Origin of the sequence: Phyllobacterium sp. TAF24 (genome assembly GCF_052113785.1) — a bacterium.
In the GTDB taxonomy this organism is placed as follows: Bacteria; Pseudomonadota; Alphaproteobacteria; order Rhizobiales; family Rhizobiaceae; genus Phyllobacterium.
Map to the genome: position 1 here is coordinate 1 of NZ_JBFRDN010000009.1, position 22800 is coordinate 22800.

Consider the following 22800-nt stretch of genomic DNA (forward strand, 5'->3'; position numbering starts at 1 on the left):
CCTCATATCAGGCGCATCCTCTACATGGCGTGCCTTTCCATCATAAGGGCCAAGAGCCAGCCACTGGCACGCTTCTACCAGAAACTCAGAGCCGCTGGAAAACCCTTCAAGGTTGCAATTGTGGCCATCATGCGAAAACTCATCGTCATCATCAACGCCATCATCAAAACCGACACACCATGGAGATTAGAACACCAAATCTGATCAACACCCAAACACAGTTGCTCACCATGAGGGAGAGTGRGGATGMAAGGGAGTCAAGTTCTGCAMCCTTTGTGATCTGCGACGTCGGCGATTAGCGTTGCATCATCCCTCTCCCTCATGGTGAGCTTGTCGAACCACGAACCCACGCACAACAACCCAAACATAACAGATATGCACCCCCTTATGGGATCATCTGTTACATCCGCGCGTAATGCACATCGCCATCAATCCACACATGATCAACATCAAGCGCATCATCAAGGTGAACGATATTGGCGACATAACCAGCGCTAATCCGCCCATACTGGTGATCGATGCGGATGCTTTGTGCCGGATAAAGCGAGGCCATGCGCAGGGCTTCATCGAGATCAAGCCCAAGCTCGCGATGCACGAAACGAACGGCTGAAATCATATCAAGATCGGCACCGGCCAATGTGCCGTCTTCAAGCGTCAGGCGCCCGCCTTCGCGACGGATTGTCCGGCCATTCAGCGTAAAGGTGGTGATGTCAGTGCCAATTGTCGACATGGCATCGGTGACAAGGAAGATTTTCGCCGGGCCTTTTTTCGCCCGCAGGGCAATTGCCATGGAAGCCTTGTCCACATGGAACCCGTCGGCGATCAAGCCTGCTGACAATTCGCCCGATTCAAGAACAGCCCCGACAACACCCGGCGCCCGGTGCCCAAGCTGGCTCATGGCGTTGAAGAGGTGCGTTGCCATGGAAGCACCGGCTTCCTTTGCCGCGATTGCAATGTCATAGGAGGCACCGCTATGGCCAATGCTGACAATAACGCCCGCATCGACCATGGCCTTGATCTTGTCCGTGGGAACGGTTTCCGGCGCAACGGTGGTTAGCAGAACCGGCAGTTCCTGCACGGCTTCGATGATGGCCACGAGATCGCTGTCTTCCATAGGGCGGATAAGCGCCGGGTCGTGCGTGCCCTTGTGTGATACGGACAGGTGTGGCCCTTCAAGGTGCAGGCCGATAAAACCCGCCACCTTTTCCTGAGCTGCCGCCTTGCCTGCAGCAATCGCCGCGTTGGTGATCTCAGGCGTATCGGTAATCAGCGTCGGCAGCAAAGCAGTGGTGCCGAATGCAAAATGTGCCGTGCAGATTGTCCTTATCGCTTCAACCGTCGGCCCATCATTCAGGAGGACGCCACCCCCGCCATTGACCTGAATATCGATAAAGCCGGGCACAAGCTTGCCGCCGTGCATTTCGACGCGCCTGATACCGGCGGGGATATCCGCTTCGGCTACGATGCCGGAGATAACGCCCTCGTCAACAAGAATGGCGGAACCGGTATGCCAGTTTTCGCCGTCGAAAATGTCGGCGCCGGTCAGTGTATAGGCAGTGCTCATATTGTTTCAGTCACTTTTCTCAAATGCGGTGGCTCGTCCGGATTAAGGCCGCGGCTGCGGGCAAATTCCTCAACGAAAGCATAGAACGAAACCAGCAGGGTCAGCGGGTCAGTGAGCGGATGCGACGTGGCGATGAACGGCAAGGCGGTCGCCTTTGATGGCTTGGCAGACGTGAGGAACACGGCGGCTTCCTGTTCGGCCAGGCGGTCAGCGGCCTCAACGAGCGAATCCTCAGCTGCATCGCGTGTTGCCAGCACCAGAACAGGGAAGTCCTTGCCGACAATGGCCTTCGGTCCGTGCATGACTTCCGCAGCGGAGTAGGATTCCGCATGCATGGCGCTGGTTTCCTTGAATTTTAGCGCGACTTCGTTAGAGACGGCAAATGAGGGTCCACGACCCAGCACGAACAGGGAGTTTTCGCCCTTCATCGCAGCGCCAAAAGGCGACCAGTCGCAGCGGATGGCTGCCGCAAGCGCTTTGGGAAGCTCATCAATGGCTGTCAGAAGTTCTTCATTCTGGGTCCAGTGACCGATCAGGGCGAGACCAGCTACCGCCGAACTGACAAAGGTCTTGGTGGCTGCGACGCTGCGTTCCTGTCCGGCCAGAATATCGATAGCAAGATCGCTGGCATAGGCGAGATCAGAATTGATTTCATTGGTGATAGCGAGCGTCAGCGCACCGCTTTCGCGCGCGGCCTTGGTCATGCTGACAATGTCAGGGCTTTTACCGGATTGAGAAATGGAAAGCGTTGCGGCGCTTTCGAGCTTCAGCGTCACACCGTAAATCGAGGCAATCGAAGGTCCGAGCGAGGCAACCGGAATGCCTGCGGTCAGTTCAGTTGCATATTTCAGGTATGCCGTAACATGGTCCGACGAGCCGCGCGCAATGGATGCGAGGAAGGGCGGGTTTTTCTCGCGCAGTTTTGCCCCGGCATTGGCCAGCGTATCGCGGGATGCATCGAGAAACCGTGCTGTCACATCCGGGATGGACAGGATTTCCGCGCGCATGAGTGTTCCGTTGGTCAAAGTACTGCTCCTGAAATTTCCGAGGAGTCGCCGAGCTTCAGCTCCGCGACAAATTCATAGGCGTCTGCCCGATAGATCGAGCGGGTGAATTCGATCACTTTTCCCGATTCGAGATAGGATATGCGTTCGATGTTGAGGCTGGCGGAACCGGCGGGAACCTCAAGCAACTTGGCATCGGCCTCCTTCAGGATCGCCGCCGAAATGCGCTGAATGGCGCGTGCCGGGCGGTTGCCGCCCTCAGCCAACACCGCATAGAGCGAGAGCGTTACCAGTTCCGGATTGGGCAGGACATGAATGGACAGGGCAGCGCGTTCGATGGCCATGGGTGTGTCATTGGCAACGCGCAAACGGCTGATACGCGCGACCTTCTCGCCTGATGACAATCCGAGTGTGACCATTTCCTCCGGCGATGGCGCATAGATGCCGCGATCAAGCCAGGTGGAGCGGACGATCATGCCGCGCCGCGCCATGTCTTCGGTGAAGGATGTGAGATGCGAAAGCGATTGCTCGACCCGCTCGGAGCGGGGCGCGACGAATGTGCCTGATCCATGCCGCTGGACAAGCAGCCCGGTATTCACCAGCCCCTGAACAGCTTTGCGTACGGTAACGCGCGAAATATCGGCGATGTTGGCGAGTTCCCGCTCCGGTGGTAATGCATCGCCCGGTTGCAACATGCCGTCACGCACCGCCGTTTCAATCAGCCGTTGCAGTTTGACATAAAGCGGACCACCACTGGCGGAGCTGTCATTGAGCGTCGGCAGGATATCGATCAGACCATCAGCCATGTACCGCCTCCTTGCCCGCCGATGCAAAATTCTTCACGGCGAGTTGCACGGCACCGGTGAGCGCATCGTTCAGGGGCTTATGCAGCTTTGCTCTGTAACGGGGGGAAAGGCGCGCTTCAAACAATGCACCAAGGCCGCCGATCAATGACAGACGTTCCTGTGCTGACGGCATGATCGCATCAAGACCCTCTTCAATCTGCGTTACCGATTTCTGCAGCATTGCCAGTGCTATCGGGTCATTCTTCGCGGCATATTCGAAAACCATGGGGGCAAGGCCGCCAAAATCGCCGGGACGGGCCGAATGGGCAAATTCGACAATGCGGTGCGGATTGTTCTCAAAGCGTGCCATGACGCTATCGGTCAGAGGCGAGGAGGGATGAAAGTGGTCATAGGCAAGTAGTGTTTCTTCCAGAAGGTCGCGGCCAATTCTGGCGCCACCGCCAAGATCACCAACCTTGAAGCCCCAGCCTCCGGCAAAACGGATATCATTGCCGTCGCGTGTCAGAAAGAAGGACCCCGTTCCAATGATGACCACCGTTCCATCATTGTCGCCAAGCGCACCCTGAAGGGCAATGACACCATCCGAAAAGACCAGTGACTGGCGAAACGGCAGTGTTGCCTGCAACTTTTTGCTGTTGCCGCTGATCAGCGCCCCGGCAAGTCCGAGAACCGCGTCCGTGGAGGCAATCGCTGCATGATCAATGCCGGCAGTGGTAAAGGCTGCGCGCGTGGCATCGAGAATGTTCAGGCGTGCGGCATCCATATCGGTCATGATATTGGCCGAACCGCTTTTGCCGATGCCCAGAACGAGGCCATTCCTATCGGTCACAGCTGCTCTGCAACCCGTTCCGCCACCATCAATTCCCAGAAGATATGTCACGTCAACCGTCCTCCGAAAAATAGAATACCAATAAAATACCAATAGCCAAGCGTTAATTCCATGTTTTTTCCATTTTTAATTATCTTATTGTTTTTGTTGCTGAATTTAATTTATGCAAAAATCAATTCAGGATTTTTTTAAGAACTGCTGGACAAGTGGTATTTTTTTGGCATTAATTATCGCAATGAGGAGAGGCGAGTGGTGGTAACCCGTACCGAGCAACGCAACGACAAGGCATCCGGACTGGACGAGCGATCGCCAGAAGATGTTTTGCGTTTGCTGCACGAGGCGCAGATCGAGGCTGCGGCTTCGGTGGCGCGCGCAACGGATTCCATTGCCAAGGGCGCATTGCTGGCCGCCGAGACTCTCGCCACTGGCGGGCGTATCGCCTATGCCGCTGCGGGCAGCTCTGGCTTGATGGCCCTTGCCGACGCGCTTGAATTGCCTGGCACCTACGGCATTGCCCCTGACCGCGTTGTTATTCTGCTGGCGGGCGGTATTGAAAGCCTCAATCGCCTTGCAGGCAGCTATGAAGATGATGTCGAGCAGGCCGCCAGAGACATTGCCGGTGCGGGACTGGGGCAGGGCGACTGTCTGATTTCCATTTCCGCCAGCGGCACCACGCCCTATGCGCTCAGCGCGATCGACGAAGCCAAACGGCGCGGGCTGAAAATCATTGCCATTGCCAATAATCCTGATGTTCCGCTTTTCGCGCAGGCTGATGTTGCCATCACGCTGGAAACGCCGCCGGAAATCGTCGCAGGTTCAACCCGGATGGGGGCAGGGACTGCGCAGAAGATCGCGCTCAACCTCTTGTCGACGCTGATGGCCGTGCATCTCGGCCATGTGCATGACGGCTATATGGTCAATCTCGTTGCCGACAATGAAAAGCTGCGTGAGCGCGCAGCAATCATCGTTTCGGCTATCGGTGCCTGCGATATCGCGCATGCAAAGCAGCATCTGGCCTCATCTGGCGGTTCGGTGAAATCCGCGATCCTGCTGGCCGCCGGAGCCGCCAATGCAAAACAGGCATCACACATTCTCGAAGGCAATCAACAGAGGCTACGCCCGGCGCTTTCGGAACTCAAAGGGAGCCTCGGCTCTCGTTAACGGCACTGCTCAAAAGGGTGCAACAGGAGACTAAAATGGGAAGCACGACTTTAAAAACACTGCTTATGGCTACCAGCATTCTGGCTTCGGCCGGTTTCGCGCACGCTGCCGACACCACGCTGACAATTGAAAGCTGGCGTACCGACGATCTTGCGATCTGGCAGGAAAAGCTGATCCCGGCCTTCGAAGCGAAGAATCCCGGCATCAAGATCAAGTTCGCACCGACACCGCCAACCGAATATGATGCCGCACTTGGCGCCCGCTTCGATGCAGGCAGCGCCGGTGACATCATCACCTGCCGTCCCTTCGACAAGTCGCTTGAACAGTTCAAGCGCGGCAATCTGTCGAGCCTGAAGAGCCTTCCGGGCATCGAGAACTTCTCTCCGGTTGCCAAGGCCGCCTGGAGCACGGACGATGGTTCCGACACGTTCTGCGTGCCGATGGCCTCGGTTATCCACGGCTTCATCTACAACAAGGATGCTTTTGACAAGCTCGGCATCGCTGTTCCAACGACGGAAGCTGAATTCTTCGCTGCTCTCGACAAGATCAAGAAGGACGGCACCTACATTCCGCTCGCCATGGGCACCAAGGATCTCTGGGAAGCCGCAACCATGGGCTACCAGAACATTGGTCCAAACTACTGGAAGGGCGAAGAAGGCCGTACTGCGCTGATCAAAGGTACGCAGAAGCTTACCGATGCGGATTGGGTTGCGCCTTACAAGACGCTCGCCAAGTGGAAGGATTATCTCGGCGACGGTTTTGAAGCCCAGACCTATCCAGACAGCCAGAACCTGTTCACACTCGGCCGCGCTGCGATTTATCCTGCCGGTTCGTGGGAAATCTCGCTGTTCAACACACAGGCGCAGTTCAAGATGGGCGCGTTCCTGCCACCGGTCCAGAAGGCTGGCGATACCTGCTACATCTCGGATCATGCCGATCTTGGCGCAGCAATGAATGCAAAGAGCAAGAATCCTGAGGCCGCCAAGAAGTTCCTGTCATGGGTCGCTTCGCCAGAGTTCGCCGACATCTATGCCAATGCGCTGCCGGGCTTCTTCAGCCTGTCGTCGACACCGGTCAAGATGAAGGACCCGCTGGCGCAGGAATTCGTGTCATGGCGCGAAAAGTGCAAGCCAACGATCCGCTCGACCTATCAGATCCTGTCGCGCGGCAAGCCGAACCTCGAAAACGAAACCTGGGTTGAATCGGCCAATGTGATCAACGGCACTGATACACCAGAAGTTGCAGCCAAGAAGCTGCAGGATGGTCTCGATAGCTGGTATAAGCCTGCGAAATAAGCAATTCAATGCCGGGATGGTGCATGCCGTCCCGGCATTTTCTTTATCGCGAGCAGGTTTTGTCGAGCCGCTCCGGATATTGCGATTATTGTCGACCATTCGTTTGACGAACGGCAGTCATGGACCGGTTTTCCATGACCAACAAATCAAGAAGCAGGGGTTTGCGATTTAATGAGCACGGCCGACTATACCCAGTCTGACACGGGTCAGGACAAACGCACACGGCGCTGGCACATCCTTGTGTTCCTGCTGCCGGCGGTGATCGTCTACACGGCAATCATGATCCTGCCACTGATCGAGACATTGCGCCTGTCCCTGTTCAACGAGGTCGACGGCCATAGCGTGTTTGTCGGCTTCGGCAATTTCCAGACCCTGTTTGGTGAGCCGCGGTGGTCGGCCAGTTTCTGGAATGCCCTGCGCAACAATTTTGTCTTCTTCCTGATCCATATGCTGGTGCAGAATCCGATCGGCGTTGCCCTTGCCGCCCTGCTTTCCGTACCAAAGCTGCGGTTCGGCGCATTCTACCGGACCGCGCTGTTCCTGCCGACGCTGCTTTCTTTCGTGATTGTCGGCTTCATCTGGAAGCTGATCCTCTCGCCGATCTGGGGTGTGTCGCCCTATCTGCTTGATCTGGTCGGCCTGAAATCGCTGTTCGCGCCATGGCTGGGAAGGCCGGATACGGCACTGATCACCGTATCGCTGATCTCTGTCTGGCAGAATGTCGGCATCCCGACGATGCTGATCTACGCCTCGATGCTGAGCATTCCCGAAGAAGTTCTGGAAGCTGCCGAATGCGATGGCATCACCGGCTGGAGCCAGTTCTGGAAAATCAAGCTGCCGCTGATCCTGCCATCCATCGGCATCATCTCGATCCTGACCTTTGTTGGCAATTTCAATGCTTTCGATCTTGTTTATACGGTGCAGGGCGCGCTGGCGGGGCCTGACGGATCGACGGATATTCTGGGTACGCTGCTTTATCGCACTTTCTTCGGCTTCCAGCTGCAGATTGGCGACAAATCCATGGGTGCAACCATTGCGACAGTGATGTTCCTTATCATCCTGACCGGTGTCTGCATCTATCTCTTCGCCATCCAGCGGCGCATGCGCCGGTACCAGTTCTAGGAGGGTCTCATCATGGCAAAAGCCCGCACGTCGCCCCTTCGCTCCGGTTTCGTCCATCTGGCGTTGATCATCTACACGCTGATTGCGCTGTTCCCGGTGTTCCTGACCGTCATCAACTCATTCAAGGACCGGGCATCGATTTTCCGCAATCCGCTCGGTCTGCCCGATGCAAAGAGTTTCAGCCTGATCGGTTATGAATCGGTGCTGAAGCAGGGGGATTTCACCCTGTACTTCCAGAACAGCCTGATCGTCACATCCGTGTCGATTTTCTTCGTGCTGCTGTTTGGCGCCATGGCCGCCTTTGCGCTGTCGGAATACCGCTTCCGCGGGAATGCATTGACGGGTCTCTATCTTGCTCTTGGGATCATGATCCCGATCCGCCTTGGTACAGTCGCCATCCTTCAAGGCATGGTTGCAACCGGTCTCGTCAATACGCTGACTGCGCTGATCCTCGTTTATACGGCGCAGGGCCTGCCACTTGCTGTGTTTATTCTCACCGAGTTCATGCGCACCGTGTCCGACGATCTGAAAAATGCCGGGCGTATCGATGGCCTGTCTGAATATTCGATCTTCTTCCGGCTGGTGCTGCCTCTGGTGCGGCCAGCCATGGCCACGGTTGCCGTGTTCACCATGATCCCGATCTGGAACGATCTGTGGTTCCCGCTGATCCTTGCTCCGAGCGACGCAACCAAGACCGTTACCTTGGGATCGCAGGTGTTCATCGGCCAGTTCGTCACCAACTGGAATGCGGTTCTGGCGGCACTCACCCTCGCCATTCTGCCGGTGCTCGTCCTCTACTTCCTGTTCTCGCGGCAATTGATCCGCGGCATTACATCCGGAGCCGTCAAATGAGCGCGAATACGCAAAAGCCCGTGCGGGTTCTGGTTGCCGGGCTTGGCAATATGGGCCGAAGCCACGCGCTCGCCTATCACAACAATCCCGGTTTTGAGATTGTCGGACTGGTGAACCGCTCCGTCGTGCCGCTGGCCGAGGAATTGCAGGGCTATACAATCCATCCATCGTTCGAACAGGCGCTGGCTGAACTCAAACCGGAACTGGTTTCGATCAACACTTATTCCGACAGCCACGCGGATTATGCGGTTGCGGCCATGGCAGCCGGAGCCGATGTTTTTGTCGAAAAGCCGCTCGCAACCACCGTTGCCGATGCGGAACGTGTGGTGGCTGCGGCCAAGCAATATGGCCGCAAGCTGGTGATTGGCTATATCCTGCGCCATCATCCCTCATGGGTGCGGCTGATCGGTGAAGCCCGCAAGCTCGGCGGCCCCTATGTTTTCCGCATGAACCTCAATCAGCAGTCGAGCGGACCCACATGGGAAACCCACAAGGCGCTGATGCAGACCACATCGCCCATCGTCGATTGCGGTGTGCATTATCTTGATGTGATGTTGCAGATTACCGATGCCAAGCCCGTTCAGGTACGCGGCATGGGCGTGCGACTCTCTGATGAGATCGACGCCAAGATGTACAATTACGGGCATCTTCAGGTGCTGTTCGATGACACTTCCGTCGGCTGGTATGAGGCGGGCTGGGGTCCGATGATTTCGGAAACGGCTTTCTTCGTAAAGGATGTCATTTCGCCCAATGGCTGTGTGTCCATTGTCATGGACCAGAACGCCAAGTCGGATGATATCGACTCGCATACCAAGACATCGACCATCCGGTTGCATTCGGCCAAAAGGGGCGCTGACGGGCGTTTTGCCAAGCCGGACGAACTGCTCAACATGGCGGGCGAACCCGGTCATCAGGATCTTTGTGATCTGGAGCAGGCCTTTGTGCTCAAAGCCATACGCGAGGATATCGACCTTGGCCGCCACATGCAGGATGCCGTGCGATCGCTGAGTGTCTGTCTTGCGGCAGATGAAAGCGTGCGCACCGGCAAGCCTGTAGACCTTTAATTAAAAGTTTGAAGACGGGAACAAGACATTGGGTTCTTTGAAGATTGAAAATATTCGCAAGTCTTTTGGCCACGTGGACGTGCTGAAAGGCATTGACCTTGAGGTCAAGGATGGCGAATTCGTGATTTTTGTCGGACCATCCGGCTGTGGCAAATCAACCCTTTTGCGTGTGATCGCCGGGCTGGAGGATGCAACATCAGGCGAAATCCTGATCGATGGCAAGAAGGTCAACAACACACCGCCGGCAAAGCGCGGCATCGCCATGGTGTTCCAGACCTACGCGCTTTACCCGCATCTTTCTGTCCGGGACAATATGGGCCTTGGCCTGAAACAGGCTGGCAAGCCCGCTGAGGAAATTAAGGAACGCATCAAGGTCGCGTCAGGCATGCTCTCGCTCGATGATTATCTGGAGCGTCGTCCGTCCGAACTCTCCGGTGGTCAGCGCCAGCGCGTGGCCATCGGGCGTGCCATTGTGCGCGAGCCGCAACTGTTCCTGTTTGACGAACCCCTGTCGAACCTTGATGCGGCGCTGCGCGTCAACACGCGGCTTGAGATCGCCCGCCTGCACCGGCAACTTAAAGCGACGATGATTTACGTCACCCACGATCAGGTGGAGGCGATGACGCTGGCCGACAAGATCGTGGTTTTGAACAAGGGCAGGATCGAGCAGGTCGGCTCGCCTATGGAACTCTACAATTCGCCGCAGACCCTGTTTGTTGCTGGCTTTATCGGCTCGCCACAGATGAACCTGATCGAAGGTGCAAAGCTCGGCGACGCCACGGCAAAGACCGTTGGCATTCGCCCTGAACATATTCAGGTCAGCAACACATCAGGCACGTGGAAGGGCGGGGTTATCCATGTGGAACATCTCGGCGCCGATACAATCATCTATCTGCAGACCGATTTCGGCCCGCTGACGGTGCGGCTCTTCGGCGAGCATCAGTATGAGGTCGATCAGGTGCTTTATGCGACACCGGATGCCGGGCGCACCTACCGTTTCGACGACAAGGACATGATCATCAAGGCTTGAGAAGAGTGTGAAGCCATTTCCACCGAAGCGGCTTTGCCATTTCCTGTCATGACATCATTATGACTTTCGTTCATAGTCCGGCGCGCTGAAACGGGAATCGTCCGTCTCGGCGAGACAGATGACAGGGAAGAGAATAAGCCATGAAATGGACTCCAGACTCCAAACGCTATGACACGATGAAGTATAATCGCTGTGGCAAGAGCGGCCTCAAACTACCGGCGATTTCTTTGGGGTTGTGGCACAATTTCGGTCATGACACGCCGCACCAGACCAAACAGGCGATTTGCCGTCAGGCGTTTGATCTTGGCATTACCCATTTCGATCTTGCCAATAATTACGGCCCGCCGCCCGGTTCCGCCGAGGAAGCTTTTGGCGAAATCCTGCGCAATGATTTCAACGGCTATCGTGATGAGCTGATTATCTCTTCGAAGGCCGGGTACGGCATGTGGCCGGGACCTTATGGCGAGTGGGGCAGCCGCAAATATATGATTGCCAGCTGCGATCAGAGCCTGAAGCGGCTGGGTCTCGATTATGTCGATATTTTCTATTCGCACCGTTTTGATCCGGATACACCGCTGGAAGAAACCATGATGGCGCTTGACCACATCGTTCGTTCCGGGCGGGCGCAATATGTTGGCATTTCGTCCTACAATTCGTACCGCACCCGTGAAGCGGCGGCAATTCTGGAAGAACTGGGCACGCCATGCCTGATCCATCAGCCGAGCTATTCCATGATCAATCGCTGGATTGAAGAGGACGGTCTTGTCGATACGCTGGAAGAACTCGGCATCGGCTCTATCGTGTTCTCACCGCTGTCGCAGGGCATGCTGACTGACAAATATCTCAAGGGCGTGCCTGATGAGAGCCGTGCTGCACAGGGCAAATCGCTTAATCCGGCATTCCTCAGCGAGCAGAACCTTGCCAATATCCGCGCTTTGAACGCGATTGCGTCGAAACGTGGCCAGACATTGGCACAGATGGCACTTGCCTGGGTGCTGCGTCGCGGGAGGATCACCACGGCGCTGATTGGTGCCAGCAAGCCGCAGCAGGTTATCGATTGCGTCAAGTCGTTGGAAAATCTTGAATTTACCGACGCCGAGCTTGCCGAAATCGACACCTATGCGAACGATGCGAACATCAATTTGTGGGCAGCATCCGCCGAGCGCCGGGGACCGGACCGCACGCCGCCAAAACTGGCTTGAACCACCGGTGAAATGGCCTAGATAAGAGACACCGAAAACGCCAGCTGCGACCTCGTGGCTGGCGTTTTGATCTGCAATTGGCAGCGCCGCGCGAATATGCGACATGTCTGCGCGAAATTGATGTTACGGATGGGATAGTGCGATGAAGATTGCGATGATCGGGACTGGCTATGTCGGTCTGGTTTCGGGTGTTTGCTTTGCCGAGTTTGGCTTTCAGGTTACCTGTGTCGACAAAAACCCTGCGATCATCGAGCGGTTGCAGGCCGGTGAAGTGACAATCTACGAGCCCGGTCTCGATGAACTCCTGTCCCGAAATGCCCGCGACGGCCGCCTGATTTTTACCACCGAGTTGGCGTCAACCGTCGCCGATGCGGATGTGATCTTTATCGCCGTGGGTACGCCTTCGCGCCGTGGTGACGGCGAGGCCGACCTTCAATATATCTATGCGGCGGCTGATGAAATCGCGGCGGCCATGAAGCCCGGCGCGGTGATCGTTATCAAGTCAACGGTTGTCGTCGGCACCAATGCGGATGTGCGCGCCCATATTGCCAAGGCGCGGCCCGATGTTCCATTCTCCATGGTTTCCAATCCGGAGTTCTTGCGCGAAGGCTCGGCGGTTGAGGATTTTCTACGCCCCGACCGCGTTGTCGTCGGCGTGCATGATGAGCGCGGTGCCAACGCCATGAAGCGGGTCTATCGCCCGCTTTACCTGCGTGAAACGCCGATGATTGTGACAACGCTCGAAAACGCGGAGATCATCAAATATGCCGCCAATGCCTTTCTGGCGATGAAGGTCACCTTCATCAACGAAGTGGCTGATCTTTGCGAAAAGACCGGTGGCAATGTGCAGGATGTGGCGCGCGCTATTGGCATGGATAATCGCATTGGCTCAAAATTCCTCCATGCGGGTCCGGGCTTTGGCGGATCGTGTTTTCCGAAGGATACGCGCGCCTATGCGGCAACGGGGCGCAAGATGAATGCACCGCAGACGCTGATTGAGCAGGTTGTGACCGTCAACGAGCAGCGTAAGCGTTCCATGGCCGAGCGTGTTATCGCAGCGGCTGCCAAAAGCGGTGCCAAGACGGTTGCAGCGCTTGGTATCGCCTTCAAGCCGAATACCGATGACATTCGCGAGTCACCCTCGCTCGATATCATTCCGGCCCTGCAAAAAGCCGGCCTGACAGTCCGCGCGCATGACCCGGAAGCTCGCTCAGCAGCCGAGCCTGTTCTGCCCGGTGTTATCTGGTGCAAGTCAGCCTATGAAGCCATTGAGGGCGCTGATATCACCGTGCTCCTGACCGAATGGAACGCCTACCGCGCGCTTGATCTGAAAAAAGTCGCCAATCTGATGAAGGGTAATGTGCTGTTCGATCTGCGCAATGTTTTCGGCGAACAGGATCTTGATGGTGCCGGGCTGGAATATCATTCGCTTGGCCGCCCACGGTTGGGTGGTTCGACATAACAACCATGAGGGAGAGTGTGGATGCAATGATAGTTGCCAATGTTGCAGTACTTGGCTCCCACACCGCGCCTCTCTCCGTCATCCTCGGGCTTGACCCGAGGACCCACGACCAAAGAAATCAAACGAACCGGATATTCACCGCTTTTAAATTATGGGTCCTCGGGTCAAGCCCGAGGATGACGGAGATGGGTGGTGAGGGGAGCTGAATTCTGCAACGTCGCGACTATCGTTGCAGCCCACCACTCTCCCTCATGGTTGTTATGTCGAACCACGCACCACCGCATCTGCAACCGCAAAGATACAGCCAGCTTACCGCACAGCCTTATAAAGCGTAATTATTGTCTTGCGGCCTTTGCTGTAGTTAATCCCCGAAACGCTACCAACTGCCACAACGGATTTTTCCCCCTGAGGCAGGTTTTGCAAAAACTCTGCCTGATTGCGCTCATCAACAGCTGAAATCGCGCAGGCGGGGTTATCGAGAAGATATTTTGCCGCTCCCGCACCATCGGTCAGAATAGTTTTTGTGCCAGCCAGAAAAACAAGGCTCGGCTCGGCATAACCGGCCGATGCCAGCACGCTGTCAGGGCATGGCTTTGCTGCATTGAAGGCATTGTTGATGGCAGGGCTCATCCAGATCGGCGTGATGGCGGGGACAACGCCCCATGTGAGCAGTGCCAGCGTCACGATGCCAAAGCCAGCCGCCGCCTGCACGGCGCGTTTCAGATCATCCTTCAGCACGAGCCCGCTGGCAAAGATGCCTGCAGCCGCCGCTGTGAAGAAGGCAATGATGCCCGGAATTGTCACCGTATGAGCCATCACCCATGGCAGAACCGTGGCTGCGCCCATCAGGCCAAGTGTTGCAATGGCCAGTCCGAGAAGCGTCAGGCGCTCCAGCCAGATTTGCCAGCGTCCGCGATAGGGCTGGCTTGCGATACCCGTATCCACGGCCCATGCCATCATCAGCAGAAGTGCGGGGTAGGCGGGCAGGATATAGTGCGGCAGCTTGGTCGGGATCATCTCCGTCACCAGCCAATAGGGAATGTACCATGCCGTCAGAAAGGCCAGACGGGGATCGGTGCGAAAGCGGCTCAGAGCCTGTAAGCCGCCGCGAATGGCCATGACGCCAAATGGCCAGATGAAGACCACGAAAATCAGTGCGAAATAGCCGGGTGGTGCGCCGTGGCTTTCCTGTCCGTCGCCCACTTTGGAAAGCAGATCATTACCAACGGATTCGTTGAAGAATGCGCCACCGCTTTTCAATGTGATCAGGATCAGCCATGGCAGGACAATGACCAGAAGAATGACGATGCCGGTCAGGGGTTTCAGGCGTTTCAACCATTGCCACTCACGATAGAAAAGGCAGAGCGTGGCAGCGGTGAGGACGCTGACAAAGGGCGTGATCGGCCCTTTGATCAAGACGCCCACGGCTGTTGCGACCCAGAAGATGAGGGCAGGTGCCCATTTGGCCGGAGCGTTGTTGCGGCTGGCCATCCACATCGATGCGAGCGCACCTTGCGCAAATATCACGGTGGCGAGCAGGGTGGCATCGGTCTTTGCCACGCGCGCTTCAAATCCAAGCATGACAATGGCTGCCAGCGCCAAGCCCGCGAGAAGACCGGCACTCTGGCCGAACAGGAATGCGCCAAGTGCCGCCGTGGCCAGCACAGCAAGGGTAGCGCCGATCACCGACACAAGCCGGTAGGTCCAGACGGGTGCCGTATGGTCATAGCCTGTCACTTTCAGGACAGCGCTCTGGAGCCAGTAAATCCCGACGGGCTTTTTGTAACGCGAGGCATCCTGAAAGCGGATATCGACGTAATCGCCGGTTTCCGCCATCTGGTGCGTGGCCTGAATATAGCGCGATTCATCGCGGTCGAGCGGCGGGATCGAAGCTATTCCCGGCACGAATGACACGAGGCAGATAAAAATAAGCAGCAGATAGTGGCTGAAACGGAGTTTTGCAGTGCCCGCAGAGGCAGGGTCAGAATGGGTCATGATCGCGCCTTGCTGTGCCTTTGGCTCATGTATCCTGCGTCATTGCTTTCTTTTCATTGGCGATCAGCCAGAGATTGCGGATGTAGACGAAAAGGCCCAATCCCTGTCCGGCAATGAACACCGGGTCCTTGCGCACGATGGCATAGATGAACAGCAGGACGCCGCCGAACAGCGAGAAGAACCAGAAGGTAACAGGAACGACACTGCGCTTGGCCTTTTCCGAGGCGATCCACTGCACCACAAAGCGCATGGTAAAGCAGCCCTGGGCAAAGAAGCCGAGAAGTATCCAGGCGTCAAACTGGGCAACGAAGACCGAGTGAAGCCAATTGCTAATTGCGTCAGCCATGGCTGATCTCCGTAATTGTTGGAACGGTCTTGCGGCGCTTTCTCAGCCACCACACGCCATAGAGGTCTAAAATACCGCGCAGGCCGCGGTCAAGAATACCATAGTTGGATTTGCCGTGGCGGCGTTCGCGGTCCACCACATCCACATGGACGACGCCAAAACCTTCGCGGATCACGAGGGCTGGCAGATAGCGGTGCCAGCCGTCGAAGAATGGCAGTTCGCGGAAAAGCTGGGTGTGCAGTGCCTTCAAGCCGCAACCGGAATCGCGCGTATTGTCCTTGAGGATCGCGCCGCGCAGGTTGTTGGCAAGCTTGGAAGAGATTTGTTTCAGCTTGGTGTCAGTGCGCTTCAGGCGCTGACCGGCGGCAATGCCGACAGATGGGCCAGCTTCAATCAATGCATCGGCCAGTTTTGGCAGATAAGCGGGATCATTTTGACCGTCGCCATCCATGGTGACGACAATTGCGCCTTTGGCTGCAAAAACGCCTGATCGTACAGCGGCACTCTGGCCCGCTGATTTGTCATGCCTGACGTGGCGCAGCGGCTTGCCCGCGCGTATGCGTTCGCCCAAGGCATCGCCGGTTCCATCAGTCGAGCCATCATCCACGACCACCACCTCGTAGTTGCGGCCTTCCATGGCTGCATCCACTTCGTCGAGAAGAAAGGCCAGATTGGCGGCCTCGTTTCGGCATGGAATTACAATTGTGATTGCCGGATTGCTCAAGTTGCAGACTTTCGTATTATCTGGTCAGGCGCGCTCCTTAACATTGAAAGAGCCGCCTTTCCATCCTCAAATCATTCAACGGGGAATGATCAACGCTTATTGCGAATATCCGTCAAGGTCTTGGCAGGGGTGATCGCCTCCGGATCAAGCCGGATTTCGATGATCGATGGTTTGCCGCTTTGGACCGACCTTTGCCATGCGCCTTCGAAATCTGCGGTGGCTTCAACCGTCTCGCCATGGCCGCCATAGGCACGGGCCAGCATGGCAAAATCCGGGTTGGTCAGGTCGGTTGCCGAGACGCGTCCGGGATATTCCCGCTCCTGATGCATGCGGATGGTGCCATATATATTGTTGTTGATGACAAGCACGATGATTGGCAGGTTATATTTGACCGCCGTCGCAAAATCCTGACCATTCATCAGAAAGCAGCCATCTCCGGCAAAACAGACGACTGTTCGTTCAGGATAAAGTCGCTTTGCTGCGACAGCAGCGGGGAGCCCATAACCCATCGAACCGGAGGTCGGCGCCGCCTGTGTGCCGAAACGGCGGAAGCGGTGGAAACGATGCAGCCAAGTGGCGTAGTTGCCAGCACCATTGGTCATGATCGCATCTTCAGGCAGAACGCTTTCAAGATAAGTCATGATCGGGCCCATGGCGACATTGCCGGGGCCTGTTTGTGGTGGCGTCGACCATTTGAGATAGGCAGCGTGTGCAATCTCAGCTTCATCAGGCCAATTGATGTGCGATGGCGGCGCTAAATGCTCGACCGCTTCGGCGAAGGCATCCGGCGCGGCATTGATGGCAAGTGCGGGGCGATAGACGCGGCCGAGTTCATTGGCATCAGGGTGCACATGGATCAGTGTCTGCTTGGGGTAGGGACTGTCCATCAGCGTATAGCCTGATGATGGCATTTCGCCGAACCGTCCACCAACAAGCAGAAGCACATCGGCTTCCTTCACCCGCGTACCAAGCGCCGGATTGATACCAATACCAACATCGCCAGCGTAATTTGGATGAAGATGATCGAACAGCATCTGGCGGCGGAAGGAACAACCAACCGGCAGGTGCCATTTTTCGGCAAAACGGGTGATGGAGCGAACCGCCGCTTCATCCCAGCGCGACCCCCCCAGAATCATGAATGGCTTTTTGGCACCCTGCAAAAGGTCGGCAAGTTTCTCGATACTGGCGGATGAGGGGCCCGTTGCAACAGGCTGCCAACCCTGCGCGGCGACAGCTTCAACCTTGTCGGTCAGCATATCTTCCGGCAGGGCAAGCACGACAGGGCCGGGACGGCCTGATGTCGCCACGGAGAATGCGCGGGTGACGAATTCCGGGATGCGGCGGGCGTCGTCGATCTCGGCCACCCATTTGGCAGTATCAGCAAAGAAGCGGCGATACTCCACTTCCTGAAATGCTTCACGTTCCCGCGCCTCGCGCTGCACCTGCCCGATGAACAGAATCAGCGGCGTTGAATCCTGCATGGCGATGTGAATGCCCGGCGAGGCATTGGTGGCTCCCGGACCACGGGTGACAAAGCAGATGCCGGGCTTGCCGGTGAGTTTACCCCAAGCCTCGGCCATCATCGCCGCGCCACCTTCGGCCCGGCAGACTGTTACACCCACATCGGCATCCACAAGCGCATCGAGCACCGCGAGGTAGCTTTCGCCGGGAACGCAAAACAGCTGTTCCGCGCCATTGGCCTTGAGTGCTTCTACGATCAATTCACCGCCGGTTTTCATCGGATGCGTCCTTTAATTCCTGGAGAATGTCTGCGCTGTGTTCGCCAAGGCGTGGCGAGGGTCGGTTATAGGTAAGGGGTGTTTTCGACATGACGATCGGCGTGCGCACCGAGGGAATGCTGCTGCCATGGGCATCATCAAGATCGAGCCGCAATTGCCGCGAGACGATCTGCGGGTCATCGAACATTTCACCGATACGGTTGATCGGCCCGGCGGGAACAGCATTTTGCGCGCAGGCTTCAAGCAGATCGGCCCTTGTGCGCTTTTGTGTTTCCGCCCGGATCAGGGCGGTCAGTTCGGTGCGGTTTTCCAGTCGGGATCGATTGGTCAGAAAGCGCGGATCGGCACTGAGGCCATCCAGCCCCATGATTGCGCAGAACCGCGCAAACTGCCCGTCATTGCCGACGGCAAGAATAAGGTGGCCGTCGGACGTGGGCACAACCTCATAGGGCGAAATATTCGGATGCGCATTGCCCATGCGGTTGGGGCTGTTGCCTGTGGCGAGATAGTTCATCGCCTGATTGGCCATAACAGCAGATTGCACGTCGAACAGCGCCATATCGACCTGCTGGCCTTCACCGGTTTTTTGCGCATGGGCGAGCGCCGCCTGAATGGCGATGACCGAGTAAAGCCCGGTAAAAACATCGGCGACGGCAAGGCCAACCTTCTGCGGTTCGCGCTCCGGCTCGCCAGTGACGGACATCAGGCCGGACATGCCCTGAATGATGAAGTCATAGCCCGCCTGACTGGCATAGGGGCCGGTCTGGCCGAAGCCGGTGATGGAGCAATAGACGAGGCGGGGATTGTCGGCGCTCAATGTTTCATAGTCGAGGCCGTATTTTTTCAGGCCGCCAACCTTGAAATTTTCCAGTACGATATCCGCTGTCCGGCACAGCGCCCGAACCGTTTCCTGACCTTCCGGCGAGGTGAAATCAACCGTAATGGAACGCTTGCCGCGATTGCAGGAATGGAAATAAGCGGCGGAGAGGTTCTCACCCTCTTTGCTCGTAATGAAGGGCGGGCCCCAGCCACGGGTTTCGTCGCCACCTGCAGGGTTTTCCACCTTGATCACATCGGCGCCGAGATCGGCGAGGATTTGTCCGGCCCATGGCCCGGCAAGGACGCGGGCGAGTTCGATGACGCGCACGCCTTTGAGGGGAGCTTCAGTCATGATTGTCAGGTGCGCTCCAAATTTACTGCTTGTTTCTGAACGACTCGAACCGCCCATTGGGTGAAGTCAGCCATAATCACGTCGCGGTTGATTTCATTCAACCCTTCATGGCGGGTGTCTTCGTAAACTTTGCTGGTGACATCGGAGAAGCCGAGTTTTTGCATGCGGTTTGCGAGATCACGCATGGCACTGCCTTTTGCCGTCGCAGGGTCTTGCCCACCGCCAGCAAGATTGAACGGCAGGTCACGCCTGACCTTGGCAAGTGCGGTATTATCAGCGCCTGCAAAGGTGAAGCCGAAAACATCGCGCCACATGCTGACCGAGGCGTCCCAGCCGCATAGAGGATCATTGACATAGGCGTCGACTTCCTTGGGGTCGCGGGAGAGCCAGTCGAACGGCGTGCGGGCATTCTTGATACCGCGCGCCCATGTCTGAAAGGTCAGTTTGGGCAAAAGCATGCTCGGTACGTCGGAGCCGAGGAACATGCGTTCGGCCCGCAAAATGCCCTGTGCCAGCCGTCCTGATAATCCGACGGAAAAATTGGCATTCCAGATCGCCGCCGCCTGAACCTTCTCCTGATACTCAAGCACATAATTGAGGCCGATCAACCCGCCCATGGAATGTCCAAACAGAATGAGCGGTAATCCCGGATGGCGAACGCGGGCAATGGCATTGATGACGTCCATGTCCTTCAGCACCAGCCGTATGCCATCCTTCTGGGCAAAGCGGCCAAGCGGCGCGCCCTCGGCTTTGGTGTATCCATGGCCGCGATGATCATGGGCATAAACATGAAAGCCTTGGGCATTCAGGTGCTCTGCAAAACGCTGGTATCGCAGGCAATGTTCGGCAAGGCCGTGGCTGATCTGGACAATGGCTTTGCCGGAACCGTCAGCGGGTGAAAAACGCATGGCAAGCGCCGCGCCCGTCGATGACCGGATCGTTTCAATGTCTGCAAAACTCATTCATGCCTCCCACGGGCCTCCCTTGCCCAAATAGAAGTGGTTCTGTTTGGGTAAGGGAGGCTCCGGAACACTTGAAAGGGTGGCGCGTGATTAGTCAATCCACAATAAATTCTGCGTAAATTTGGCTATGTTGGCGTATTTATGCACAATAAATAATCATCGATTGGGTTGTGCAATTTTATTTTGCAAAACCTCTTGCAAACGACAAAAACTTGCCGCAAAACTTCATTCAGAAAGAGATTGAACCTCGTGTCTTCTCTCAATTGTCTCCCGGCTTTGATGCTGACAGAACGCTGAATTGCTGCGTTGAGGGATAATTGTTTGAGCCAGAGTATTCAGGTCTTTGCCAGTTACATGGCCGTTCAGGGGAGAAGAGGACGCTCCCCAAATACGGCGCCAGAGGGGAAACCGGGTGACGGAAATATCCGCGCCCGGTTTCGCTCGTTTTGGGGGTGATGTATTCACCCCCCTCTGCCCTGTCGGGCATCTCCCCCACAAAGGGGGAGATCAGCTGTCAGTACTGCCTTCGCACACTCTGCTACGCTTCCAGTCGTGGGAAAGCGTTCATGTCAATGTGATCTCCCCCCTTGTGGGGGGTCCGAAGGACGGGCGAGACCCGTGGCTCGCCCTGGTAGTCCGACAGGACATAGGGGGGTGGTGTTTGAGCACAATAGATGCTGTAAAACGGTCAAACAAATCAGCCATATCCCGAAATAAACGCCGCGCGCATTGCCACCCGCGTACCTTTCGCCTACATACGGCGCAAATTCATGTCCCAAAAATCCCGAACATCGGAGTGACGCGCGTTATGGCACGCCAATTCATTTATCATATGGCCGGCCTGAACAAGGCATATGGAACCAAGAAGGTTCTCGAAAACATTCACCTTTCCTTTTACCCCGATGCCAAGATCGGTATTCTCGGACCGAACGGTGCGGGTAAGTCGACGATCCTCAAGATCATGGCCGGCATGGACAAGGAATACACAGGCGAAGCCTGGCTGGCCGATGGTGCCACCGTCGGCTATCTCGCTCAGGAACCGGTGCTTGATCCCAACAAGGACGTGATGGGCAACGTCATGGACGGTGTTGCGGACAAGAAAGCTATCCTTGATCGCTACAACGAATTGATGATGAACTATTCCGACGAGACCGCCGATGAAGGCGCGAAGTTGCAGGACATCATCGACGCCAAGAACCTCTGGGATCTGGAATCACAGGTCGAGATGGCCATGGAAGCGTTGCGCTGCCCGCCCGGTGATTCCGGTGTGGAAAAGCTGTCGGGTGGTGAGCGCCGMCGTGTCGCACTGTGCCGTCTGCTGTTGTCGCAGCCCGATCTTCTGCTGCTTGACGAACCGACCAACCACCTTGACGCCGAAACCACCGCATGGCTGGAAAAGCATCTGCGTGAATATGCCGGCTCCGTCCTGCTCATCACGCATGATCGCTACTTCCTTGACAATGTAACGGGCTGGATTCTCGAACTCGACCGTGGTCGTGGCATTCCTTACGAAGGCAACTATTCCGCCTATCTCGGTGCCAAGTCCAAGCGCATGCTGCAGGAAGGCCGCGAGGACGACTCGCGCCAGAAGGCTCTGGAGCGCGAGCGCGAATGGATTTCCGCCAGCCCGAAGGCCCGTCAGGCCAAGTCGAAGGCGCGTATCAAGGCCTATGATGCGCTGGTTGATGCCGCCAATGATCAGCGTCCGGGCGACGCACAGATCATCATCCCCGCAGGCGAGCGCTTGGGACAGGTGGTTATCGAAGCCGAAAACCTCACCAAGTCTTTCGGTGATCGCGTTCTCATTGAAAACCTGACCTTCAAACTGCCTCCGGGCGGCATTGTTGGCATCATCGGGCCAAACGGTGCGGGTAAGACCACGCTGTTCAAGATGATCACTGGACAGGAAAAGCCGGATTCCGGTTCGATCCGCGTCGGTGAAACGGTTCATCTTGGTTATGTCGACCAGAGCCGCGATCATCTTGTCGCCGAAAAGAACGTCTGGGAAGAAATTTCCGGCGGCAATGAAATCATCAAGATCGGCAAGAACGAGATGAATTCGCGCGCCTATGTTTCGGCGTTCAACTTCAAGGGTGGCGATCAGCAGCAGAAGGTTGGCAATCTCTCCGGTGGTCAGCGCAACCGCGTTCACCTTGCCAAGATGCTGCAATCGGGCGGCAATGTGCTGCTCCTCGACGAACCGACCAATGATCTGGACACGGAAACGCTGGCGGCTCTTGAGGATGCGCTGGAAAAATATGCTGGCTGCGCCGTTATCATCAGCCACGATCGTATGTTCCTCGACCGGCTGGCAACGCATATTCTGGCATTCGAAGGCGATAGCCACGTCGAATGGTTCGAAGGCAACTTCGAGGATTATGAGAACGATAAGATTCGCCGTCTGGGACCAGACAGCGTCAATCCAAAGCGTCCGAGCTATAAGCCCCTCACTCGTTAAAAAGAGCGGGCGCG

General features: G+C 56.5%; 19 protein-coding genes and 1 pseudogene. 10 read left to right on the forward strand and 10 right to left on the reverse strand.

Translation table 11 applies throughout. The features are described 5' to 3' along the window. Nucleotides 1-204: pseudogene (locus AB4Y96_RS09815) on the forward strand (IS110 family transposase); the annotation flags it as partial. Nucleotides 205-400: 196 nt separating this feature from the next. Here the strand turns inward: AB4Y96_RS09815 and nagA are convergent. The 4 genes from nagA to AB4Y96_RS09835 are packed head-to-tail and all read right to left on the reverse strand — an operon-like array spanning nt 401 to nt 4254. Then, on the reverse strand, nt 401-1564 hold the full coding sequence (nagA, locus tag AB4Y96_RS09820) for an N-acetylglucosamine-6-phosphate deacetylase (RefSeq protein WP_441917020.1): 1164 nt from the start codon (nt 1562-1564) through the stop codon (nt 401-403). Next, nucleotides 1561-2571, reverse strand: a complete 1011-nt coding sequence (locus AB4Y96_RS09825) for an SIS domain-containing protein (protein ID WP_112529138.1) — start codon at nt 2569-2571, stop codon at nt 1561-1563. The genes nagA and AB4Y96_RS09825 overlap by 4 nt, the downstream gene beginning before the upstream one ends. Nucleotides 2572-2585: 14 nt before the next feature. Continuing rightward, complete coding sequence (locus tag AB4Y96_RS09830) at nt 2586-3374, reverse strand: GntR family transcriptional regulator (protein ID WP_441917022.1); 789 nt, start codon at nt 3372-3374, stop codon at nt 2586-2588. After that, nucleotides 3367-4254 (reverse strand): BadF/BadG/BcrA/BcrD ATPase family protein, encoded by an 888-nt coding sequence (locus AB4Y96_RS09835; protein WP_441917024.1) that lies wholly within the window; start codon nt 4252-4254, stop codon nt 3367-3369. The genes AB4Y96_RS09830 and AB4Y96_RS09835 overlap by 8 nt, the downstream gene beginning before the upstream one ends. Nucleotides 4255-4452: 198 nt before the next feature. On the opposite strand from AB4Y96_RS09835, the gene AB4Y96_RS09840 reads away from it, so the two are divergent. The 8 genes from AB4Y96_RS09840 to AB4Y96_RS09875 all read left to right on the forward strand — a co-directional run bounded on the left by AB4Y96_RS09840 (nt 4453) and on the right by AB4Y96_RS09875 (nt 13391). Then, the gene (locus AB4Y96_RS09840) at nt 4453-5364 is read left to right on the forward strand and encodes an N-acetylmuramic acid 6-phosphate etherase (protein ID WP_441917026.1); all 912 of its coding nucleotides are present in this window, start codon (nt 4453-4455) and stop codon (nt 5362-5364) included. Between the two features lie 35 nt (nt 5365-5399). Further along, on the forward strand, nt 5400-6659 hold the full coding sequence (locus AB4Y96_RS09845) for an ABC transporter substrate-binding protein (protein ID WP_091877887.1): 1260 nt from the start codon (nt 5400-5402) through the stop codon (nt 6657-6659). Between the two features lie 171 nt (nt 6660-6830). Then, entirely contained in the window at nt 6831-7781 is a 951-nt protein-coding gene (locus AB4Y96_RS09850; protein ID WP_091877886.1) for a carbohydrate ABC transporter permease, read from the forward strand. A 12-nt stretch (nt 7782-7793) separates the two neighbouring features. Beyond that, nucleotides 7794-8633: a carbohydrate ABC transporter permease gene (locus tag AB4Y96_RS09855; RefSeq protein ID WP_441917028.1), complete on the forward strand. Its 840-nt coding sequence runs from the start codon at nt 7794-7796 to the stop codon at nt 8631-8633. Further along, nucleotides 8630-9697: a Gfo/Idh/MocA family protein gene (locus AB4Y96_RS09860; protein WP_441917030.1), complete on the forward strand. Its 1068-nt coding sequence runs from the start codon at nt 8630-8632 to the stop codon at nt 9695-9697. Before AB4Y96_RS09855 ends, AB4Y96_RS09860 begins: the two co-directional genes overlap by 4 nt. A 28-nt stretch (nt 9698-9725) precedes the next feature. Further along, nucleotides 9726-10727: an ABC transporter ATP-binding protein gene (locus AB4Y96_RS09865; protein WP_441917031.1), complete on the forward strand. Its 1002-nt coding sequence runs from the start codon at nt 9726-9728 to the stop codon at nt 10725-10727. 140 nt (nt 10728-10867) lie between these two features. Continuing rightward, the gene (mgrA, locus tag AB4Y96_RS09870; protein ID WP_441917033.1) at nt 10868-11929 is read left to right on the forward strand and encodes an L-glyceraldehyde 3-phosphate reductase; all 1062 of its coding nucleotides are present in this window, start codon (nt 10868-10870) and stop codon (nt 11927-11929) included. Between the two features lie 142 nt (nt 11930-12071). Next, entirely contained in the window at nt 12072-13391 is a 1320-nt protein-coding gene (locus AB4Y96_RS09875) for a UDP-glucose dehydrogenase family protein (protein WP_441917034.1), read from the forward strand. A 309-nt stretch (nt 13392-13700) separates the two neighbouring features. Here the strand turns inward: AB4Y96_RS09875 and AB4Y96_RS09880 are convergent, their stop codons facing one another. From AB4Y96_RS09880 to AB4Y96_RS09905, 6 genes are all read right to left on the reverse strand, one after another. Continuing rightward, nucleotides 13701-15386 carry an ArnT family glycosyltransferase gene (locus AB4Y96_RS09880; RefSeq protein ID WP_441917036.1) on the reverse strand — a complete coding sequence of 562 codons (1686 nt, stop codon included), beginning with the start codon at nt 15384-15386 and terminating at the stop codon, nt 13701-13703. A 25-nt stretch (nt 15387-15411) separates the two neighbouring features. After that, the gene (locus AB4Y96_RS09885) at nt 15412-15732 is read right to left on the reverse strand and encodes a lipid-A-disaccharide synthase N-terminal domain-containing protein (RefSeq protein ID WP_091877876.1); all 321 of its coding nucleotides are present in this window, start codon (nt 15730-15732) and stop codon (nt 15412-15414) included. Further along, nucleotides 15725-16456 (reverse strand): glycosyltransferase family 2 protein, encoded by a 732-nt coding sequence (locus tag AB4Y96_RS09890; RefSeq protein ID WP_441917037.1) that lies wholly within the window; start codon nt 16454-16456, stop codon nt 15725-15727. The genes AB4Y96_RS09885 and AB4Y96_RS09890 overlap by 8 nt, the downstream gene beginning before the upstream one ends. A gap of 89 nt (nt 16457-16545) precedes the next feature. Then, nucleotides 16546-18195, reverse strand: coding sequence for a thiamine pyrophosphate-binding protein (locus tag AB4Y96_RS09895; RefSeq protein ID WP_441917039.1), 1650 nt, complete (start codon nt 18193-18195; stop codon nt 16546-16548). Continuing rightward, nucleotides 18179-19366: a CaiB/BaiF CoA transferase family protein gene (locus AB4Y96_RS09900; protein ID WP_441917041.1), complete on the reverse strand. Its 1188-nt coding sequence runs from the start codon at nt 19364-19366 to the stop codon at nt 18179-18181. Before AB4Y96_RS09900 ends, AB4Y96_RS09895 begins: the two co-directional genes overlap by 17 nt. Nucleotides 19367-19371: 5 nt before the next feature. Further along, nucleotides 19372-20328, reverse strand: a complete 957-nt coding sequence (locus AB4Y96_RS09905) for an alpha/beta hydrolase (protein WP_441917043.1) — start codon at nt 20326-20328, stop codon at nt 19372-19374. An 808-nt stretch (nt 20329-21136) separates the two neighbouring features. Here AB4Y96_RS09905 and ettA point away from each other — a divergent pair. Beyond that, a complete protein-coding gene (ettA, locus tag AB4Y96_RS09910; RefSeq protein WP_091877871.1) occupies nt 21137-22786 on the forward strand; it encodes an energy-dependent translational throttle protein EttA in 1650 nt (549 codons plus the stop codon). The last annotated feature ends 14 nt before the right edge of the window (nt 22787-22800 follow it).